A 16,071-nucleotide genomic window follows, 5' to 3' on the forward strand; every position below is an offset into this window, starting at 1 on the left:
GAGCACCGCAACGGAGCCGCAGACGTGGAGTTCGACGTCACGATCGAGATCCCCCGAGGGAATCGCAACAAGTACGAGGTGGACCACCACAACGGGCGCATCCGGCTGGACCGGATGCTGTTCACCGCCACCCGCTACCCGGACGACTACGGATTCATCGAGGGGACTCTCGGTGAGGACGAAGACCCACTGGACTGCCTGGTCCTCCTCGAGGAGCCGACGTTCCCGGGCTGCCTGATCCGCTGCCGCGCGCTGGGCATGTTCCGCATGCGCGACGAGTCCGGCGGCGACGACAAGATCATCGCCGTCCCGGTGGGCGATCAGCGCCAGGTGCGCCGCCAGGAGCTGACCGACGTCTCGGAGTTCCACCGCCTGGAGATCCAGCACTTCTTCGAGGTCTACAAGGACCTCGAGCCCGGCAAGAGCGTCGAGGGCGCCCACTGGGAGGGCCGCAGCGACGCCGAGGCGGAGATCCGCCGCTCCTACGAGCGCGCCAAGGGCACCGAGCACGAGAACGAGTTCACGGTCGAGGTCTGACCGCGGCCCGGCGTCCCGCCCCGGCCCGACGGCCCTCCCGAGCGCAGAAGGTATGAGCGTGGCGAACCGGATCCGCTGAGATCCGGTTCGCCACGCTCATACCTTCTTGTCTGCTCGGCTCTCCTCGGCCGTCTCGGTGCGCAGCACGCCGCCGCGCACCCGACCACGACACGCGGGCCGCGGCCGCCATCGGCGGAGTCAGGCGCTCTTCGCGTCGCCGTCGAGCGAGGCGTCGACGCGCTTGGGGTTCGGCGCGGACGCGCCGTCCGCCGCCCCCGTGCCGAGCTCGTCGGCGTGGGAGAAGATCTCCCGCGCGGCCTTGATGACACCGCCGGCGACGAGGCGGTTGCCGACGCCGCCGATCACCGCGCCGACGCCGAAGGGGATCAGGCGTCCGGCCCAGACGCTGCCCATGCGCGCGGCGATCTTGCGGCGGATCCAGCGCTTGATCTGGTTGTTGACGGTCGAGATCACGAAGTCGGGGGCGACGCCGTTGAGGACCGCGCCCCACTGCAGCCCCTGGCGCCCCAGGGCCTTGGCGACGAGCTCCTCCCCCTTCTCCCCTCCCAGCACGCCGAGCACCACGGTCTTGCGGCTGGCCTGATCACCCATGTCCACACCGCGCACGCGCGCCTCGGAGAGGATGAGGAAGGCGCAAGCCTCGGCGAACGCGGCGCCCTCGCCCGAGGTCAGGGCGATCGCCGCCACGGTACCCACACCGGGCAGGGCCGCGGCGCCGCCGACGCCGGCGCCGGAGACGGTCAGCAGTCGGCGGAACTGCTTCTCGACGTGCCCGACGAGGTCCTCCTCGGACATCTCGGGGTGCTTTCGCCGCAGCGAGTCCACGTACTTGTCGGCCACGGGCCTCTGGATCCGCAGCGCATGGTCGACGATGCCGAGCACGCGCTCGTCGGGCGCCTGGGGGCTCTGTGCGTCCTCGCCGCCCTTGCCGCTCTTCGATGCCTTGGACCCACCGTTCGCGTTCGCCACGTTCAGCTCCCCTTCTGCTGTCCTGCGCGCCGGGAGACCCCGGTGCCGAGGCACACCATAGCGGGATCACCCGGGCACAGGATGGACACGGTGGCGCGGGAGCGCGCGACCGCGGGTCGACGGGTCGACGGGTCGACGGTTCAGTCGAGCACCACGGTCCCTGGAGCGAGGCGCTCGATGGGCCCGGTGAGGCCGAGGCCGTCGACGGCCTCGGCGACGTCGGCCCAGCGCGGCGCGTAGCGGGTGTCGATGATCGAGCGCGGCACGGCCAGGTCGTGGCAGAGCGTGCCGGCGAGGTGGTCGGTCTCGTGCTGGAGGATGCGCGCGGACCAGCCCTGGTGCTCCTCGTCCACGTCCACGAGCGCGCCGTCCGGCTGCAGGAGGACGCCGGTGAAGCGGATGCTGCGCCCTCGCGGCACGATCGAGCTCAGTCCGTCGTAGGAGAGGCAGCCCTCCCAGGCGAAGACCTGCTGCTCGCCGAGGATCTCGTAGGCCGGGTCGAGCACGGCGCGCAGCGGGAAGGGGCGACGCTCGAGCAGGTCGTCCTCGGGGTCCTGGTCGGCCGCGGCGTAGCGGTCCTCGGCCACGAACAGCTGCAGCGGCACGCCGATCTGCGTCGCGGCGAGGCCGACGCCCGGGGCCTCGCGCATGGTCACCACCATGGCGTCCACGAGCTCGCGCAGCAGCGCGGGGTCGAGGCGGTCCCGCGCCTCGCGCACGGGGCCGCGGAGGGCGGGATGGCCCGCCTGCACGATGCGCAGGGGGTCCTCGGGGCGGGAGCGGCGGTCCAGGAGGCGCTGTACGTACTCGGTGAGGTCCACGCCCCCCAGTATCCCCGCCCACGCCGCCGCGCCGTCGCGATCGGGGCCCGGCGGCCCCGTCGGAGGGGCCCCGCGACGCGACGGTGTGCTCGATGTCCTCCCGGCCCTGAGATCTGGGATACACTTCCGATCGCCGGTGCGACGTTGCACACAGCCCTCGGGGGCGGTGCACGGCGGCACCGGTGCTCTCAACACTTCACAACGGATCGTCCGGCACGTACCTGCCGGTGGAGGGAATCACCATGGCTACAGTCACGTTCGACCACGCGAGCCGCGTCTACCCGGGCCAGGAGCGCCCTGCGGTGGATGGCCTCGACATCGCCATCGAGGACGGTGAGTTCCTCGTCCTGGTGGGCCCCTCGGGCTGCGGGAAGTCGACCTCCCTGCGCATGCTCGCCGGTCTCGAGGAGATCGACGCCGGCCGCATCCTCATCGGCGACCGCGACGTCACCGACGTGCCGCCGAAGGATCGCGACATCGCGATGGTGTTCCAGAACTACGCGCTGTACCCGCACATGACGGTCGCCGACAACATGGGTTTCGCCCTGAAGATCGCCGGCACCCCGAAGGCGGAGATCCGCAAGCGGGTCGAGGAGGCCGCGAAGATCCTCGACCTCGAGCAGTACCTCGATCGCAAGCCGAAGGCGCTCTCCGGCGGCCAGCGCCAGCGCGTGGCCATGGGCCGCGCGATCGTGCGCTCGCCCCAGGTGTTCCTCATGGACGAGCCGCTGTCGAACCTCGACGCGAAGCTGCGCGTGTCCACCCGTACCCAGATCGCGTCGCTGCAGCGTCGCCTGGGCGTCACCACCGTCTACGTGACCCACGACCAGACCGAGGCCATGACGATGGGCGACCGCGTCGCGGTGCTCAACGGCGGCGTGCTCCAGCAGATCGACGCGCCGCGTCGCATGTACGACCACCCCGACAACGTCTTCGTCGCGGGCTTCATCGGCTCCCCCGCCATGAACCTGGTCGAGCAGAAGCTCTCCGACCAGGGCGTCTCCTTCGGCGCCGTGACGGTCCCCGTCGACCGTGCGACCCTCTCGGACACCGACGAGACCTCGGTGACCGTGGGTGTGCGCCCCGAGGATCTCACGATCGCCGAGGACGGCCTGGCCGTCGAGGTCGACGTGGTCGAGGAGCTCGGCGCTGACGCGTACGTCTACGGCCGACTGGCCGGCTCGGACGAGAACTCCAAGCCGATCATCGCCCGCGTCGACGGCCGCAAGCCCCCGATGAAGGGCGAGACCGTGCACTTCCAGCCCAAGGAGGGCCACGTGCACCTGTTCGACGTCAAGACGGGCGCCCGTCTGGGCGACTGACGCGACCCGCCCCGCCGCCGCGCGGGGTCAGCATGGAGCGGGCGCTCGGCCATCGGCCGGGCGCCCGCTCCCGTCTGCGCGGGCGAGGGAGTGCGGACGCGGAGGGTGCGGCCGCCCGTCCGATTCGCCCGACTGCGCCGGATGCGCCGGTGCTCCCTCCCATGCGTCTGCACACCTCCTGCGCACATCTCGCTTCACCGCGTGCGCGGGGGAGGGCAGAATGGGCCCATGGCTTCCCTGGAGATCACGGCGTCGCGCCCCGACCCGGCACTGCTCGATCTGCCGTGGGAGAAGCCTCTCGAGGAGTGGCCCGAGTCGATCCTGGCCACCCTGCCGCGCGGCATCTCACGGCACGTGGTGCGCTTCGTGCGCGTCTCCGGCCGGGTGCTCGCCCTCAAGGAGATCAACCGCGAGCTCGCCCAGCGCGAGTACGACATGCTGCGGATCCTGCGCAAGATCGGGATCCCCGCTGTCGAGCCGTTCGCCGTGGTCAGCGGGCGCACCGACACCGACGGCGACCCCCTGGACGCCGTTCTCATCACCCGCCACCTGCAGTTCTCGCTCCCCTACCGGGCGGTCTTCTCGCAGGTCTCGAGCGAGGAGACGGCCCGGCGCCTGCTCGACGCCCTCGCGGTGCTGCTGGTGCGCCTGCACCTGGAGGGCTTCTTCTGGGGCGACGTGTCCCTGTCCAACACGCTGTTCCGCCGTGACGCGGGCGCCTTCGCCGCCTACCTCGTGGACGTCGAGACCGGCACTCTCCACGAGAGCCTCACCGACGGCCAGCGGTCCTACGATCTCGACATCGCGCGCACGAACATCATCGGCGAGCTCATGGACCTGCAGGCCGGGGAGCTCATCGACGAGGACTCCGATCCGGTGGAGGTCGGCGACCAGCTGGTGGCCCGCTACGAGGAGCTGTGGTCCGCGCTCACCGAGCGCGAGAGCTTCTCGGCCGACGAGCGCTGGCGCGTCTCCGCGCGCATCGAGCGCCTGAACGAGCTCGGCTTCGACGTGGGCGAGCTCGAGCTCACCACGGACCTGGACGGCACCACCGTCTCCATCCAGCCCAAGGTCGTGGACGCGGGCCACCATGCGCGCCGCCTGATGCGGCTGACGGGGATCGACGCCCAGGAGAACCAGGCGCGCCGCCTCCTCAACGATCTCGACCAGTACGGCGCGATCACCGACCAGCAGGCCGAGGACGAGGAGTTCGTGGCCCACGAGTGGCAGCAGGAGCACTACGAGCCGATCGTGCGGGCTATCCCCCGCACCATGCGCTCGAAGCTGCAGCCCCCGGAGTTCTTCCACGAGGTGCTCGAGCACAAGTGGTTCCTCAGCGAGAAGGAGGGCCGGGACGTGCCGATGAAGGAGGCCGTCCAGGACTACGTCCAGAACATCCTCCCCCATCGACCCGACGAGAAGTCCCTGGTCACGACCGAGACGTCGGCCCTCCCGATCTTCGAGGGCTGACGCCCGCGTCAGGCGATGCCCGTGCCCTCGCGGACCCCGGCGATCTCGTAGAGCGCGATCGCCGCGGCGACGGAGGCGTTCAGCGACTCCGTGCGCTCCCCCATCGGGATCGAGACGACCTGGTCGCAGGTCTCCCGGGCCAGCCGCGAGAGGCCCTTGCCCTCGGCGCCGACCACGAGCACGACGGGCTCGGTGCCCAGCGAGCGCTCCTGCCTGGCCAGGTCCCGTGTGGAGACGTCCCCCTCGGCATCGAGCCCGAGGGCGAACACGCCCTGGGACTTGAGTCCGGCGAGGGTGCGATTGAGGTTCGTGACCTGGGCGACGCGCACGCGACCCGCGGCGCCCGCCGCGACCTTCCAGACGCTCGCGGTCATCGACACGCTGCGGCGCTCGGGAAGGATCACGCCGTGCACGCCGAAGGCGCCCGCGCTGCGGAGGATCGCACCGAGGTTGCGGGGATCGGTGATGCCGTCCAGCGCGATCAGCAGCGGCGGCTCGAAGGCGTCGTGGGCGATCTCCAGCAGCTCGTCGACGTCCGCGTACTCGTACGGCGGGATGGTCAGCGAGACGCCCTGATGGACGGCGTGGTCGGTGATGCGGTCGAGGTCGGTGCGCGTGGCCTCGGCGATCGGCAGTCCGCGCGCGGTGGTCAGGCGCAGGATCTCGCGCACCCGCTCGTCGCCCTCGATGCGCGCGAGCACCGTGAGCGAGGTCGCCGGGATGCCCTCCTGGAGGGCCTCGAGCACGGCGTTGCGGCCGGCGACCTGGTTCTCGCCGGGCGCGGGGGCATCGCCCCGGCGCTGCCTGCCGCCGTGGCCGCCCTTCCCGGCGCCGCTCCTGCCTCCCTGCCCGGAGCCGCCGGATCCGCCCTGGTAGGCCTTGTGGCCCGGGCGGTCGCTCGCCTTGGGAGTCGGCCCCTTCCCCTCGAGGCCACGGCGGCGCACGCCGCCGGAACCGGCGGTCGCGCCCTTCTTCGTGCGGCGCATGGCGCCGCGACGGGAGCTGTTCCCTGCCATCAGGAGTCCTTCCTGGTCGCGGGTGCGAGGGTCCATCGGGCACCGTCGGCGCCGTCCTCCACCCGGATGCCTGCATGATCGAGGGCGTCACGGATCGCGTCGGCCCGCGCCCAGTCCTTGGCGGCCCGCGCCTCGGCGCGCGCGGCGAGCTGGCCGCGCACGAGCGCATCGAGGGCCTCGTGCTCGCCGCCGCCCTCAGCGGTCGCGTCGGTCCAGGACACGGGGTCCAGGCCCAGCACGTCGAGCATCGCGCGGAGCTCGGCGAGCAGCGCGGCGACCGTCTCCGGGGCGGCGCCCCGCTCGGCGAGAGCCGCGTTCAGCGCGGCCTGCGTGCGGTGCACGGCGGCCATCGCCTCGGGCACGCCGAGGTCATCGTCCATGGCGGCGACGAACGCAGCGGGGAGCTCGACGGCGCGCAGGTCCTGCGCGAGCAGCGCCTCCTCCCCCAGCAGCTCCTGGGCGCGCTGGACGCTCGCGCCGAAGCGCTCCCAGACCACCTCGGCCTCGCGCATCGAAGCGGCGTTGTACTCGCTGGTGGCGCGGTAGTGCGCGCCCAGCAGGGCGAGGCGCACGGCGGGGGCGGGATGCGCGGCGAGCGCGTCCTCGGCGGTGACGAAGTTGTCCAGGCTCTTGCCCATCTTCATGCCGTCCACGGTGAGCACGCCCACGTGCATCCAGGTGCGCGCGAAGCCGTAGCCGGCGCCGTGGGACTGGGCCTGCTCGTTCTCGTGGTGCGGGAACCGCAGGTCCAGGCCTCCCGCGTGGATGTCGAAGGTCTCCCCCAGGTAGCGGCGGGCCATGGTCGAGCACTCGAGGTGCCAGCCGGGCCGGCCGCGCCCGAAGGGCGTGTCCCAGGCCGCCGTCCCGGGCTCCTCGGGCTTCGCGGCCTTCCACAGAGCGAAGTCGCGGGGGTCGCGCTTGCCGGGCTCCGGGGCCTCGCCCGCGTCCTGCATGTCGCCCGGATCCTGATGCGTGAGGGAGCCGTAGTCCGGCAGGGAGCGCACGTCGAAGTAGACGCTGCCCTGGCCGTCGGCGTAGGCGTGGCCGCGCTCGATCAGGCGCTCCATGAAGGCGATCATCTCGGTGACGTGGCCCGTCGCGCGGGGCTCGTAGTCCGGGGGGCGGCAGCCCAGGTCGTCGAGGATCTCGTGAAACTCGCGCTCGAAGCGGTAGGACCAGGCCCACCAGGGCACGTCGTTCTGCGTCGACTTCGCGAGGATCTTGTCGTCGATGTCGGTCACGTTGCGCACATAGGTGACGTCGAGGCCGCTGCGCTCGAGCCAGCGGACCAGCACGTCCACGGCGAGGAAGGTGCGCAGGTGCCCGATGTGGGGCGCCCCCTGCGTGGTGGGACCGCACGCGTACAGCGAGACCGCGCCCTCTCGCACGGGGCGGAAGGGCGCGGTCTCGCGCGTTGCTGTGTCGTACAGGTTCAGGCTCACGGGTCCAGGGTACGTGGCCGCGGGGCCTGTCCGGAACGCGGGTCAGTCGGAGACGCGGGCGCTGACCTGCTTGCCGTAGAGCTCGTCGAAGGTGTCGTCGTAGGAGACGGAGTTCGCGCGGCGCTTGCCCTGCACGGCGTCGACGGCACCCTTGGCGGTCTCGATCGTGGTCTCCGGGGCGCGGATCTTGCGCACCACGAGGAAGGCCACGAGGCCGGCGATCACGGCAAGGACGATGAACACGCCCGCCACGATGAGGAAGGACGCCCAGGCCGGCAGACCGGCGGCCTGCAGGCCCCAGGCGGCGGCGAACAGCAGCATCACCCAGGCGGAGAGCAGGAGGAACAGCAGCACGGCCGCGCACGCCGCGACCACGCCCGCCTTGACGGCGATTCCCGTGATCTCCTTCTTGGCGATGTCGATCTCGGAGTGCACGACACCGAGCACCTCGTCACGGATCGAGGCGACGAGTTCGCCGATCGACCGCTGGGTGGGCGGGGTCGTCGGGTCGTTCGTGGTGTTGATCATGGTCGGAGCCTATCGCAGGAGGGATGCCCGGACACGCGGTGCGTGCGCGAGCGGGCGGAGGGACGTGACGGGTCAGATGCCCGTGGGGCGGGGCGACCGGGGAGCCGAGGGGCCCGGCGGGTGATCTCGCCCGCGGCGGTCAGTCGACGTGGACGCGCGTGCGGCGCTTGGACTCGGCGCGCGGCCCGGCCGCCGTGCTCTGGCGGGCGACGAGCGACGGCGCGACGGCCACGTCACGCGCCTCCTGCTCATGGCCGGAGACGCGGTCCACGAGCAGCTGGGCGGCGAGCGCACCCAGGCGATCGGAGTTCGGGTCGACGCTGGTCACCTGCGTCACGCCCGAGGAGGAGAGCGAGGTGTTGCCGTAGCCGGCGACGGCCAGCTGCGTGGGCACCTCGTAGGCGGCGTCGCGGGCGGCAGCGAGCACGCCGAGCGCGGTGACGTCGTTCGCGCAGGTCACGGCCGTGGGAACCTGGCTGCCGCGCAGCAGCATCGATCCTGCGGTCTGCCCCACCTGCTCGGTGAAGTCCCCGGGCTCGATGCGGGCGTGGTCGGCGAGGCCGTGGCGCTCCATGGCGAGCTGGAAGGCGTCGGCGCGCTCGCGGGCGACGGTCGAGCCGACGCCGCCCACGTGCGCGATCTCGGTGTGGCCGAGGCTCACGAGGTGATCGACGAGAAGGCCCTGGCCCACTTCGTCGTCGATGCGGACCGTGTCGAAGCGGCCGACGAAGGAGCGCGAGCAGCCGATCCCCACGAAGGGGCGGTCGGCGGTGGCCTCGATGACGCTGTCGACGTCATGGAGGTCGGAGACCATGAGGAAGCCGTCGACGCCGAGGTCGACGAGGGAGCGGATCGCGTCGGTGTCCGCGGCGATCGGGTACTCCGGGACCCGACGACGGGTCGGGACGACGATCGCCGAGCGGCCGGTGGCGGTGAGCTCGATGCGGATCGCGCGCACCAGATCGGAGATCCAGGTGTTGCGCATCGTGTTGACGAGGACCGCGACCACACCGCGGTGCGAGGTCTCGTCGGCGAGCTCCTCGAGCGGGAACTGCAGGCGCTCGGCGGCCTCGTGGACGCGCTCGCGCAGGCGGGGCCTGATGTCGGCCTGGTCCCGCAGTGCTCGCAGCGCGACGGCGCTGGAGATGCCCAGGCTGTCGGCGACGTCGCGGAGGGTGCCGCGGCTGGGACCCTGGTCGGCGGCGATGGACGCGCTCACCGCGTCGCCCTGCTCGATCACCTGGTCCGTCGCGCCTGCCCCCTCGGCGCTGTCCGAGTTCGGGTCGATGCTGCCGGCATCCTGCATGTCGTCCGCTCCTTCGCTGATGAGGTCATCGCTCATGGACTCATTGAACCGCACCGGAGCCCCGCGGGGCGCACGGCTGCCGCCGTCGGGACAGGTCTCACAGCGTCTCCCGCCCGCGGACCGATGCCCGATCCGCGGCGCGAGCGGGGGTTATCCCCCGTCGGGCCGGGCGGTCGGCCCGGGTGTGCGCCGCACCGCGCCCGCCTACGGTGATCCCATGACCTCCACCACGACGCCCGCCGGTCCCGCGCCGGTCCCGCGCCCCGGCGCACCGCGCGCCGGCTCTCCCCCCGACCTCGCGCCCCGCGGCGGCGCACCGCGCACGGACGCCGCGCGCGGCGAGGACCTGCGACCCCGCTTCCTGACGGGGATGGCGAGCGTGCTGGTCTCCGGCCTGCTGTCGATCACCTGGCTGTGGATCAGCCTGACCGTCCTGATCACGGGGATCGCCTCCCTCCCCGCGGTCCTCACGGGCCTCCTGCTGCTCGTGCCATGGGTGCTGGCGATGCGCGTGGCAGCATCCTTCGAGCGCCGACGGGCCCGCGCGGTGCACGGCGTGGACGTCGTGCACCCCGCGCGCAGGGTCTCGCGCGGGACGGGCTTCGGGGCCGCGCTGCAGAACCTCGGGCTCGACCTCATCTCCTGGCAGTTCTGGCGCTCCGTGCTCCACCACCACCTCACGATGCTCGTGGGCTTCTTCCCGAGCGCCGTCCTCTACTCGGGCCTGTGGGGCGCGTGGACCGGCGCCGAGCTCGCGATCACGGCGCCCGGCGCCCAGCTGGGACCGTGGCACCCCGGCGCCCTGGTCCTCGCCCTGGGCGCCGTCGCGAGCCTCGCGATCGGGGTCGGCGCCCTCGCCGCCGGGGTGCTCGCCGAGCGCGGCCTCGCCCGCGTGATGCTCCCCAGCAGCGACGACGGACTGCGCGAAGAGGTTCACGAGCTCTCGATGCGCCGCCAGGGCGCGGTCGACGCCGCCGAGCAGGAGCGGCTGCGCATCGAGCGGGACCTGCACGACGGCGTCCAGCCGCGCCTGGTGGCGCTGGCCATGACCCTGGGTATGGCGCGCTCGCGCATCGAGAACGATCCGGTGGGCGCCGCGGAGCTCGTCGACGAGGCGCACGACGAGGCGAAGGCCGTGATCACCGATCTGCGCCAGCTGGCCCGCGGCATCCACCCGGCCGTCCTCACCGACCGCGGCCTGGATCCCGCGCTCTCCGCCCTCGCGGCCCGCTCCCCCGTCCCCGTGGACCTGTCGGTCACCGCACCGGAGCGGCTCGGCCGGGAGCAGGAGGCGGTCGCCTACTTCGTGGTCTCCGAGGCCCTCACCAACGTCGCCAAGCACGCGGCGGCCTCGCACGTGCGCGTCGAGGTCTCGGTCGCAGGGCCGACGACTCGGCCGGGGGTGCCCGGCGCCGATCGCCGGCTGCCCGGATCGCCCGCACACGCCGCCCTGCGGGTCCGCATCGAGGACGACGGCCGCGGCGGCGCCAGGGTGCGTCGCGACGGCGTCTCGACGGGCCTCGCGGGGCTCACCGACCGCGTGCGCGCGACCGGCGGGCAGCTCGTCGTGTCCTCCCCGGCGGGCGGACCGACCGTGCTCGACGCGACGATCCCTGTGCCGACCGACCCCTCGGGGCCGTCAGGCCCGTCGGACGCCCCGTCGGCCCCGACGGCCCCGACGGGCACCGCCTTCCCGCCGGCTCCCGCCCCCACAGCTGCCGACTCGGATCCCCGATCGCAGTCCGACTCCGCGAAGGAGACCCGCCGATGAGCACGCCCCGATCCCCCCGCCCCGCCCGCGAGAGCCTGCGGATCATCATCGCCGAGGACTCCGTGCTCCTGCGGGCGGGCCTCGAGCGCCTCCTCGCCGGGGCCGGGCACGAGGTCGTCGCCTCCGTCGAGGACGCCACCGGGCTCCTGGACGCGGTCTCGCGCCACGACGTCGACCTGGCGATCGTGGACGTGCGGATGCCGCCGACCTTCACCGACGAGGGCATCCGCGCCGCCGTCCTCATCCGCGCCCAGAACCCCGGCGTCGCCCTGCTCGTCCTCTCCCAGTACGTCGAGGAGCGCTACGCCTCCGAGCTGATCGCCGATTCGGGCGGGGCGCTCGGCTACGTGCTCAAGGACCGGGTGGCCGATGTCGAGGACTTCCTGCGCGTGGTGCGCGCCGTCGGGGACGGCGGGACCGCGCTGGACCCCGAGGTGGTCCAGCAGATCCTCGTGCGCTCCCGTCGACGCTCGGTCCTCGAGGACCTCTCCCCGCGCGAGAGCGAGGTGCTGCAGCTGATGGCAGAAGGACGCTCCAACGCGGCCATCGCCGAACTGCTGCATGTCTCGGCCGGGAGCATCGAGAAGCACATCTCCTCGCTGTTCGCCAAGCTCGGGCTGCCGCCGGTCGACGGCGAGAACCGCCGTGTCATGGCCGTGCTGCGCTACCTGGAATCGGAGGACCGCTGATGCCCACCACCCAGCTCCCGCCCCGCCCGCTGCGGGTGGGGACAGGACGCGACCGCACTGTGCGGCGCGTGCTCGTCCTCATCGCCCTGGCCTGCCTGGTGATCGCCGTCGGGGGTCTCGCCGCGCGCAGCATCGCCGCGGGGATCGAGCAGTCCCGCTTCTCCGAGGTGCCCTCGGTGCTCGAGGTCGGCGCCCCCTCGTCCCTCGAGGTCACCACCTCCGTCTCCGACGTGACCGTGCGCGAGAGCGACGAGGTCGACCAGGTGACCCTCGCGCTCGTCGAGGCGGGCGCGGACACCCTGCCCGCAGATCCCGCCCCGGTGAGGGCCAGGTGGGATCGCAGCACGCAGCACGGGACCTCGCGCGTGGACGTGCAGCGGCCGCATCTGAGGGCCACGTCGGACTGGTTCGACGACGAGGACCCCGACCTGCTCGTCCTCATCCCCTCGGACGCCGCCGCCGATCTCACGCTCGCCGTGAGGGTCGACGTCGGGGACCTCACGGCCGAGGGCTCCCTTGCGGGCCTCGACCTGCGGTCCACGACGGGCAACATCGACGCGGACGGCGTCTCCGCGAGCGGCTCCATCGCCGCACACACCGAGGTCGGCGACATCGACCTCGCGCTCGACGACGGCGGGGCGCGGGAGATCTCGGCCCGCACGACCACGGGCGACGTGGACATCGCGCTCCCCTGCTGCGAGACCTGGGACGTGGACGCCCGCTCGGACGAGGGCTCGACCGATGTCGACGCCGGCATCCGCGGCGAGGGCTCCGCGCTGCGCGCGCGCACCGACTTCGGCGACCTGAGCGTCTCCCGGCGCTGAGGACGGAGCCCCGGGGCAGAATGCGGCGCGGCGCCCCTCACCCGTCCGGGGTGAGGGGCGCCGCGTCACGTCCAGGGCCCTGTCGGAGCCCGGCCCCGGGCCGGGCTCCGTCCGGGACGGCCGCTCACTTCTTGTCCTCGAGGCCCTTCTGGATGAGGTCCATGACCGAGGAGTCGGCGAGGGTCTGGGTGTCGCCGATCGTGCGGTGCTCGGCGACGTCGCGCAGGAGGCGCCGCATGATCTTGCCGGAGCGGGTCTTGGGCAGCTCGGTCACCAGCAGCACCTTCTTGGGCTTGGCGATCGGTCCGATCTCCGTGCCGACGTGGGCGCGCAGGATCTTCGCCGCCTCCTCCTCGCCGCCGGCGGCCTCGACATCGCCCTGGGTGCCCTCGCGCAGGATCACGAAGGCGACCACGGCCTGGCCGGTGGTCTCGTCGTCCGCGCCGACCACGGCGGCCTCCGCCACCCAGTCGTGCGAGACCAGCGCGGACTCGATCTCGGTGGTCGACAGGCGGTGGCCGGAGACGTTCATGACGTCGTCCACGCGGCCCAGCAGCCAGATGTCGCCGTCCTCGTCGCGCTTCGCGCCGTCGCCCGCGAAGTACTTGCCGGGGAAGCGCGACCAGTAGGTCTCCTTGAAGCGCTCCGGGTCGCCCCAGATGGTGCGGAGCATCGAGGGCCACGGCTCGGTGAGCACGAGGTACCCCGTCTTCTCGTTCTCGATGGGCTCGCCGTCGTCGCCCACCACGTCCGCACTGATGCCGGGCAGCGGCACCTGGGCGGAGCCGGGCTTGGCATCGGTGATGCCGGGCAGCGGCGAGATCATGATCGCGCCGGTCTCGGTCTGCCACCAGGTGTCGACGATCGGGCAGCGGTCCCCGCCGATCACGCGGCGGTACCACAGCCACGCCTCGGGGTTGATGGACTCGCCGACGCTGCCCAGCAGGCGCAGGGAGGAGAGGTCGAACTTCGCCGGGATGTCGTCGCCCCACTTCATCGCGGTGCGGATCGCCGTGGGCGAGGAGTAGAAGATGCTCACCCCGTGCTTCTGGACGATCTCCCACCAGCGGCCCTGGTGCGGCGTGTCCGGGGTGCCCTCGTAGATCACCTGGGTGGCGCGGTTCGCCATCGGGCCGTACACGATGTACGTGTGGCCGGTGACCCAGCCGACGTCCGCCGTGCACCAGTACACGTCGGTGTCGGGCTTGAGGTCGAAGACATCGCGGTGGGTGTAGCTCGCCTGCGTGAGGTAGCCGCCCGTGGTGTGGACGATGCCCTTGGGCTTCCCGGTGGTGCCCGAGGTGTAGAGGATGAACAGCGGGTGCTCGGCCCCGACCCACACCGGCTCGTGGTCGGAGGAGGCGTTCTCGCGCGCCTCGTGCCACCAGACGTCGCGCCCCTGCGTCCATGCGACGTCGCCCCCTGTGCGCCGCACCACGAGCACGTTCGTCACGGACTCGGCGCCGCCCGTGAGAGCCGCGTCCACGGCGTCCTTGAGCGGCAGGGCCTTGCCGCGACGGAACTGGCCGTCGGCCGTGATGACGACCTTGGCCTCGGCGTCCTCGATGCGCGAGCGCAGGGCGTCGGCGCTGAAGCCGCCGAACACCACGGAGTGCGGGGCGCCGATGCGGGCGCAGGCGAGCATCGCGAAGACGGCCTCGGGGATCATCGGCAGGTAGATCGCGACCCGGTCGCCCGTGGTCACGCCGAAGCCCTCGAGGACGTTGGCCATCCGGCTGATCTCGTCCTTGACCTGGGCGTAGGTGAAGGCGGCGTCGGAGCCGTCCTCGTACTCGGCGAGCAGGGCGGCCTGGTCGCCGTGCCCGGACTCCACGTGGCGGTCCACGCAGTTGTACGCGGCGTTGAGCTCGCCGTCGGCGAACCACTTCGCGAACGGCGGGTCCGACCAGTCGAGGGTCTCGGTCGGGGTCTTGTGCCAGCTCAGCGACGCGGCGCGGGACTTCCAGAAGCCCAGGCGATCGCGCGCGGCCTCCTGGTAGAGGGACGGGCGGGCATTCGCGTTCTGGACGAACGCCGAGCTCGGGGGGAAGGTGCGGTTCTCCGCGGGGTGGGTGCCGGTCGAAGTGGCGTCGTCGGACATCATCGCTCCTGCGTACGGGGTCCCGCGGCGCTGACCGCGGGGCGTTCGGTCTTCCGCCTCACCGTATCGCAGGAGACCCACGTCACGGGAACGCGCCCACGCGTTCGGATGCCGTGATCGGCGGCCGCCGCGCGCGGGCGCCGAGCCCCTCAGGGCAGCGGATGGATCTCGACCTCGATGCCGTCGGGGTCGGGCACGTGCACCGCACGCACTGCCCCCTCGACGAGGCGCGCGTCGTACCCGGCGACGCGGAGCCTCGCCGCGAGCGCCTCGAGGTCCTCCGAGGTCTCGAAGCCCAGGCGCACCTGGAGCGTGGGCGGCAGGTCGGGCATCTCCGGCGAGGCGCGACGCGTGCGCTCACGCCCGGCCATCGGCGCGTGGAGACCGATGATCCCCGCGCTCCCGGGGCCGTGCAGCTCGAGCCACCCGCTGCGCTCGGCGGCGACGGGGTCTGGGTCCGCACCCTCGGCCCCGTCTGCTCCGCCGGTCCCGCCCACCCCGCCGACCGCCGCGGGGGCGAAGCCGAGCCGGCCGAGCCAGCGGGCGTCGGGCGCGAAGGCCTCGCTCGACAGCACCGCGCACACGTGCAGGCGAGGATCCGGGGACGCATCGTGGCCCTCGTAGCCGTAGAGGTCCACCTGGTCCTCGTTCAGCGAGACGCCCTCGCCGCAGGGCCCGGTGATCATGCCCTGCCGGCCGTAGCTCTCGTCCCAGACCGTGACCTCGATGCCCGCGCGCTCGAGGGACTCTGCGGCCTCGTCGGCCGACGGCGCCGCCATGCACAGGTCCGTGGTGCCCGGCCGGGCGCCCGTGGCGCTGCCGGAGGCCGCATGCACCATGACGGCGCCCGCACCTGCGCGCAGCTCGCCGAAACCGTCGTCGCCGGCGGTGATGCGGCGGGCCATCCCGAGCTCCACGAGGAACGCGATCATCGCGCGCGGATCGGCCGTGAAGCGCAGCGGGAAGACGGTGAGATCGGGTGCGGCGGCGGGCGCCGAGCCCGTCCCGGCGGCGGGTGCGGCGGTCTCAGGAGTGGTCTCGGGCGTCATCCTCGACGCTCCTTCCGAGGTGCGCGCGCAGAGCCGACTCGACGAGCGCGCTGAGGGAGGACGACTCGTCGATCGCGCGATGCTTCACGGCGACCACGAGGTCCTTGGGCAGGTAGACGTTGAACTGCACCTTGCGGTCGCTGCCGCCGGCGCCGTCGGTCGAGGAAGAGCTTCCGGGCATGCGAGCATGCTAGCATTCTCGCAT

15 protein-coding genes are annotated in these 16,071 nt (G+C 72.6%); 6 read left to right on the forward strand and 9 right to left on the reverse strand.

All coding sequences use genetic code 11. The features are described from left to right. Positions 1-24 precede the first annotated feature (24 nt). Positions 25-537 carry an inorganic diphosphatase gene (locus tag FHG10_RS10920; RefSeq protein ID WP_109275524.1) on the forward strand — a complete coding sequence of 171 codons (513 nt, stop codon included), beginning with the start codon at positions 25-27 and terminating at the stop codon, positions 535-537. 198 nt (positions 538-735) lie between these two features. On the opposite strand, the gene FHG10_RS10925 is transcribed toward FHG10_RS10920, so the two are convergent. Together FHG10_RS10925 and FHG10_RS10930 are read right to left on the reverse strand one after the other, a co-directional pair. Beyond that, positions 736-1,527, reverse strand: coding sequence for a hypothetical protein (locus FHG10_RS10925; RefSeq protein ID WP_193636283.1), 792 nt, complete (start codon positions 1,525-1,527; stop codon positions 736-738). A 140-nt stretch (positions 1,528-1,667) separates the two neighbouring features. Next, positions 1,668-2,348 (reverse strand): peptide deformylase, encoded by a 681-nt coding sequence (locus FHG10_RS10930; protein WP_152353372.1) that lies wholly within the window; start codon positions 2,346-2,348, stop codon positions 1,668-1,670. A 242-nt stretch (positions 2,349-2,590) separates the two neighbouring features. On the opposite strand from FHG10_RS10930, the gene FHG10_RS10935 reads away from it, so the two are divergent. Together FHG10_RS10935 and FHG10_RS10940 are read left to right on the forward strand one after the other, a co-directional pair. Then, positions 2,591-3,670 carry an ABC transporter ATP-binding protein gene (locus tag FHG10_RS10935; RefSeq protein ID WP_152353373.1) on the forward strand — a complete coding sequence of 360 codons (1,080 nt, stop codon included), beginning with the start codon at positions 2,591-2,593 and terminating at the stop codon, positions 3,668-3,670. A 228-nt stretch (positions 3,671-3,898) separates the two neighbouring features. Then, a complete protein-coding gene (locus tag FHG10_RS10940; RefSeq protein WP_152353374.1) occupies positions 3,899-5,140 on the forward strand; it encodes a DUF4032 domain-containing protein in 1,242 nt (413 codons plus the stop codon). A gap of 8 nt (positions 5,141-5,148) precedes the next feature. Here FHG10_RS10940 and rlmB read toward each other — a convergent pair whose 3' ends face one another. The 4 genes from rlmB to FHG10_RS10960 all read right to left on the reverse strand — a co-directional run bounded on the left by rlmB (position 5,149) and on the right by FHG10_RS10960 (position 9,468). Beyond that, positions 5,149-6,156 carry a 23S rRNA (guanosine(2251)-2'-O)-methyltransferase RlmB gene (rlmB, locus tag FHG10_RS10945; RefSeq protein ID WP_152353375.1) on the reverse strand — a complete coding sequence of 336 codons (1,008 nt, stop codon included), beginning with the start codon at positions 6,154-6,156 and terminating at the stop codon, positions 5,149-5,151. Further along, positions 6,156-7,598: a cysteine--tRNA ligase gene (gene cysS, locus FHG10_RS10950; RefSeq protein ID WP_152353376.1), complete on the reverse strand. Its 1,443-nt coding sequence runs from the start codon at positions 7,596-7,598 to the stop codon at positions 6,156-6,158. The genes rlmB and cysS overlap by 1 nt, the downstream gene beginning before the upstream one ends. Positions 7,599-7,640: 42 nt before the next feature. Then, positions 7,641-8,126, reverse strand: coding sequence for a phage holin family protein (locus tag FHG10_RS10955; protein WP_152353377.1), 486 nt, complete (start codon positions 8,124-8,126; stop codon positions 7,641-7,643). 139 nt (positions 8,127-8,265) lie between these two features. Next, positions 8,266-9,468, reverse strand: coding sequence for a LacI family DNA-binding transcriptional regulator (locus tag FHG10_RS10960; RefSeq protein WP_152353378.1), 1,203 nt, complete (start codon positions 9,466-9,468; stop codon positions 8,266-8,268). 181 nt (positions 9,469-9,649) lie between these two features. On the opposite strand from FHG10_RS10960, the gene FHG10_RS10965 reads away from it, so the two are divergent. Genes FHG10_RS10965 through FHG10_RS10975 form a run of 3 tightly spaced genes read left to right on the forward strand, consistent with a single transcriptional unit; the run spans position 9,650 to position 12,716 of the window. Continuing rightward, positions 9,650-11,203 (forward strand): sensor histidine kinase, encoded by a 1,554-nt coding sequence (locus tag FHG10_RS10965; protein WP_227488187.1) that lies wholly within the window; start codon positions 9,650-9,652, stop codon positions 11,201-11,203. A gap of 35 nt (positions 11,204-11,238) precedes the next feature. Next, positions 11,239-11,892, forward strand: coding sequence for a response regulator transcription factor (locus FHG10_RS10970; RefSeq protein ID WP_152353638.1), 654 nt, complete (start codon positions 11,239-11,241; stop codon positions 11,890-11,892). Further along, positions 11,892-12,716, forward strand: a complete 825-nt coding sequence (locus FHG10_RS10975; protein ID WP_152353379.1) for a DUF4097 family beta strand repeat-containing protein — start codon at positions 11,892-11,894, stop codon at positions 12,714-12,716. Before FHG10_RS10970 ends, FHG10_RS10975 begins: the two co-directional genes overlap by 1 nt. Positions 12,717-12,840: 124 nt before the next feature. Here the strand turns inward: FHG10_RS10975 and acs are convergent, their stop codons facing one another. From acs to FHG10_RS10990, 3 genes are all read right to left on the reverse strand, one after another. Next, positions 12,841-14,817 (reverse strand): acetate--CoA ligase, encoded by a 1,977-nt coding sequence (acs, locus tag FHG10_RS10980; RefSeq protein ID WP_152353380.1) that lies wholly within the window; start codon positions 14,815-14,817, stop codon positions 12,841-12,843. A gap of 149 nt (positions 14,818-14,966) precedes the next feature. After that, positions 14,967-15,866 carry a VOC family protein gene (locus FHG10_RS10985; RefSeq protein WP_152353381.1) on the reverse strand — a complete coding sequence of 300 codons (900 nt, stop codon included), beginning with the start codon at positions 15,864-15,866 and terminating at the stop codon, positions 14,967-14,969. Then, complete coding sequence (locus FHG10_RS10990; RefSeq protein WP_152353382.1) at positions 15,844-16,047, reverse strand: ribbon-helix-helix domain-containing protein; 204 nt, start codon at positions 16,045-16,047, stop codon at positions 15,844-15,846. Before FHG10_RS10990 ends, FHG10_RS10985 begins: the two co-directional genes overlap by 23 nt. Positions 16,048-16,071: the final 24 nt, after the last annotated feature.

The organism is Brachybacterium subflavum (assembly GCF_009299795.1).
In the GTDB taxonomy this organism is placed as follows: Bacteria; Actinomycetota; Actinomycetes; order Actinomycetales; family Dermabacteraceae; genus Brachybacterium; species Brachybacterium subflavum.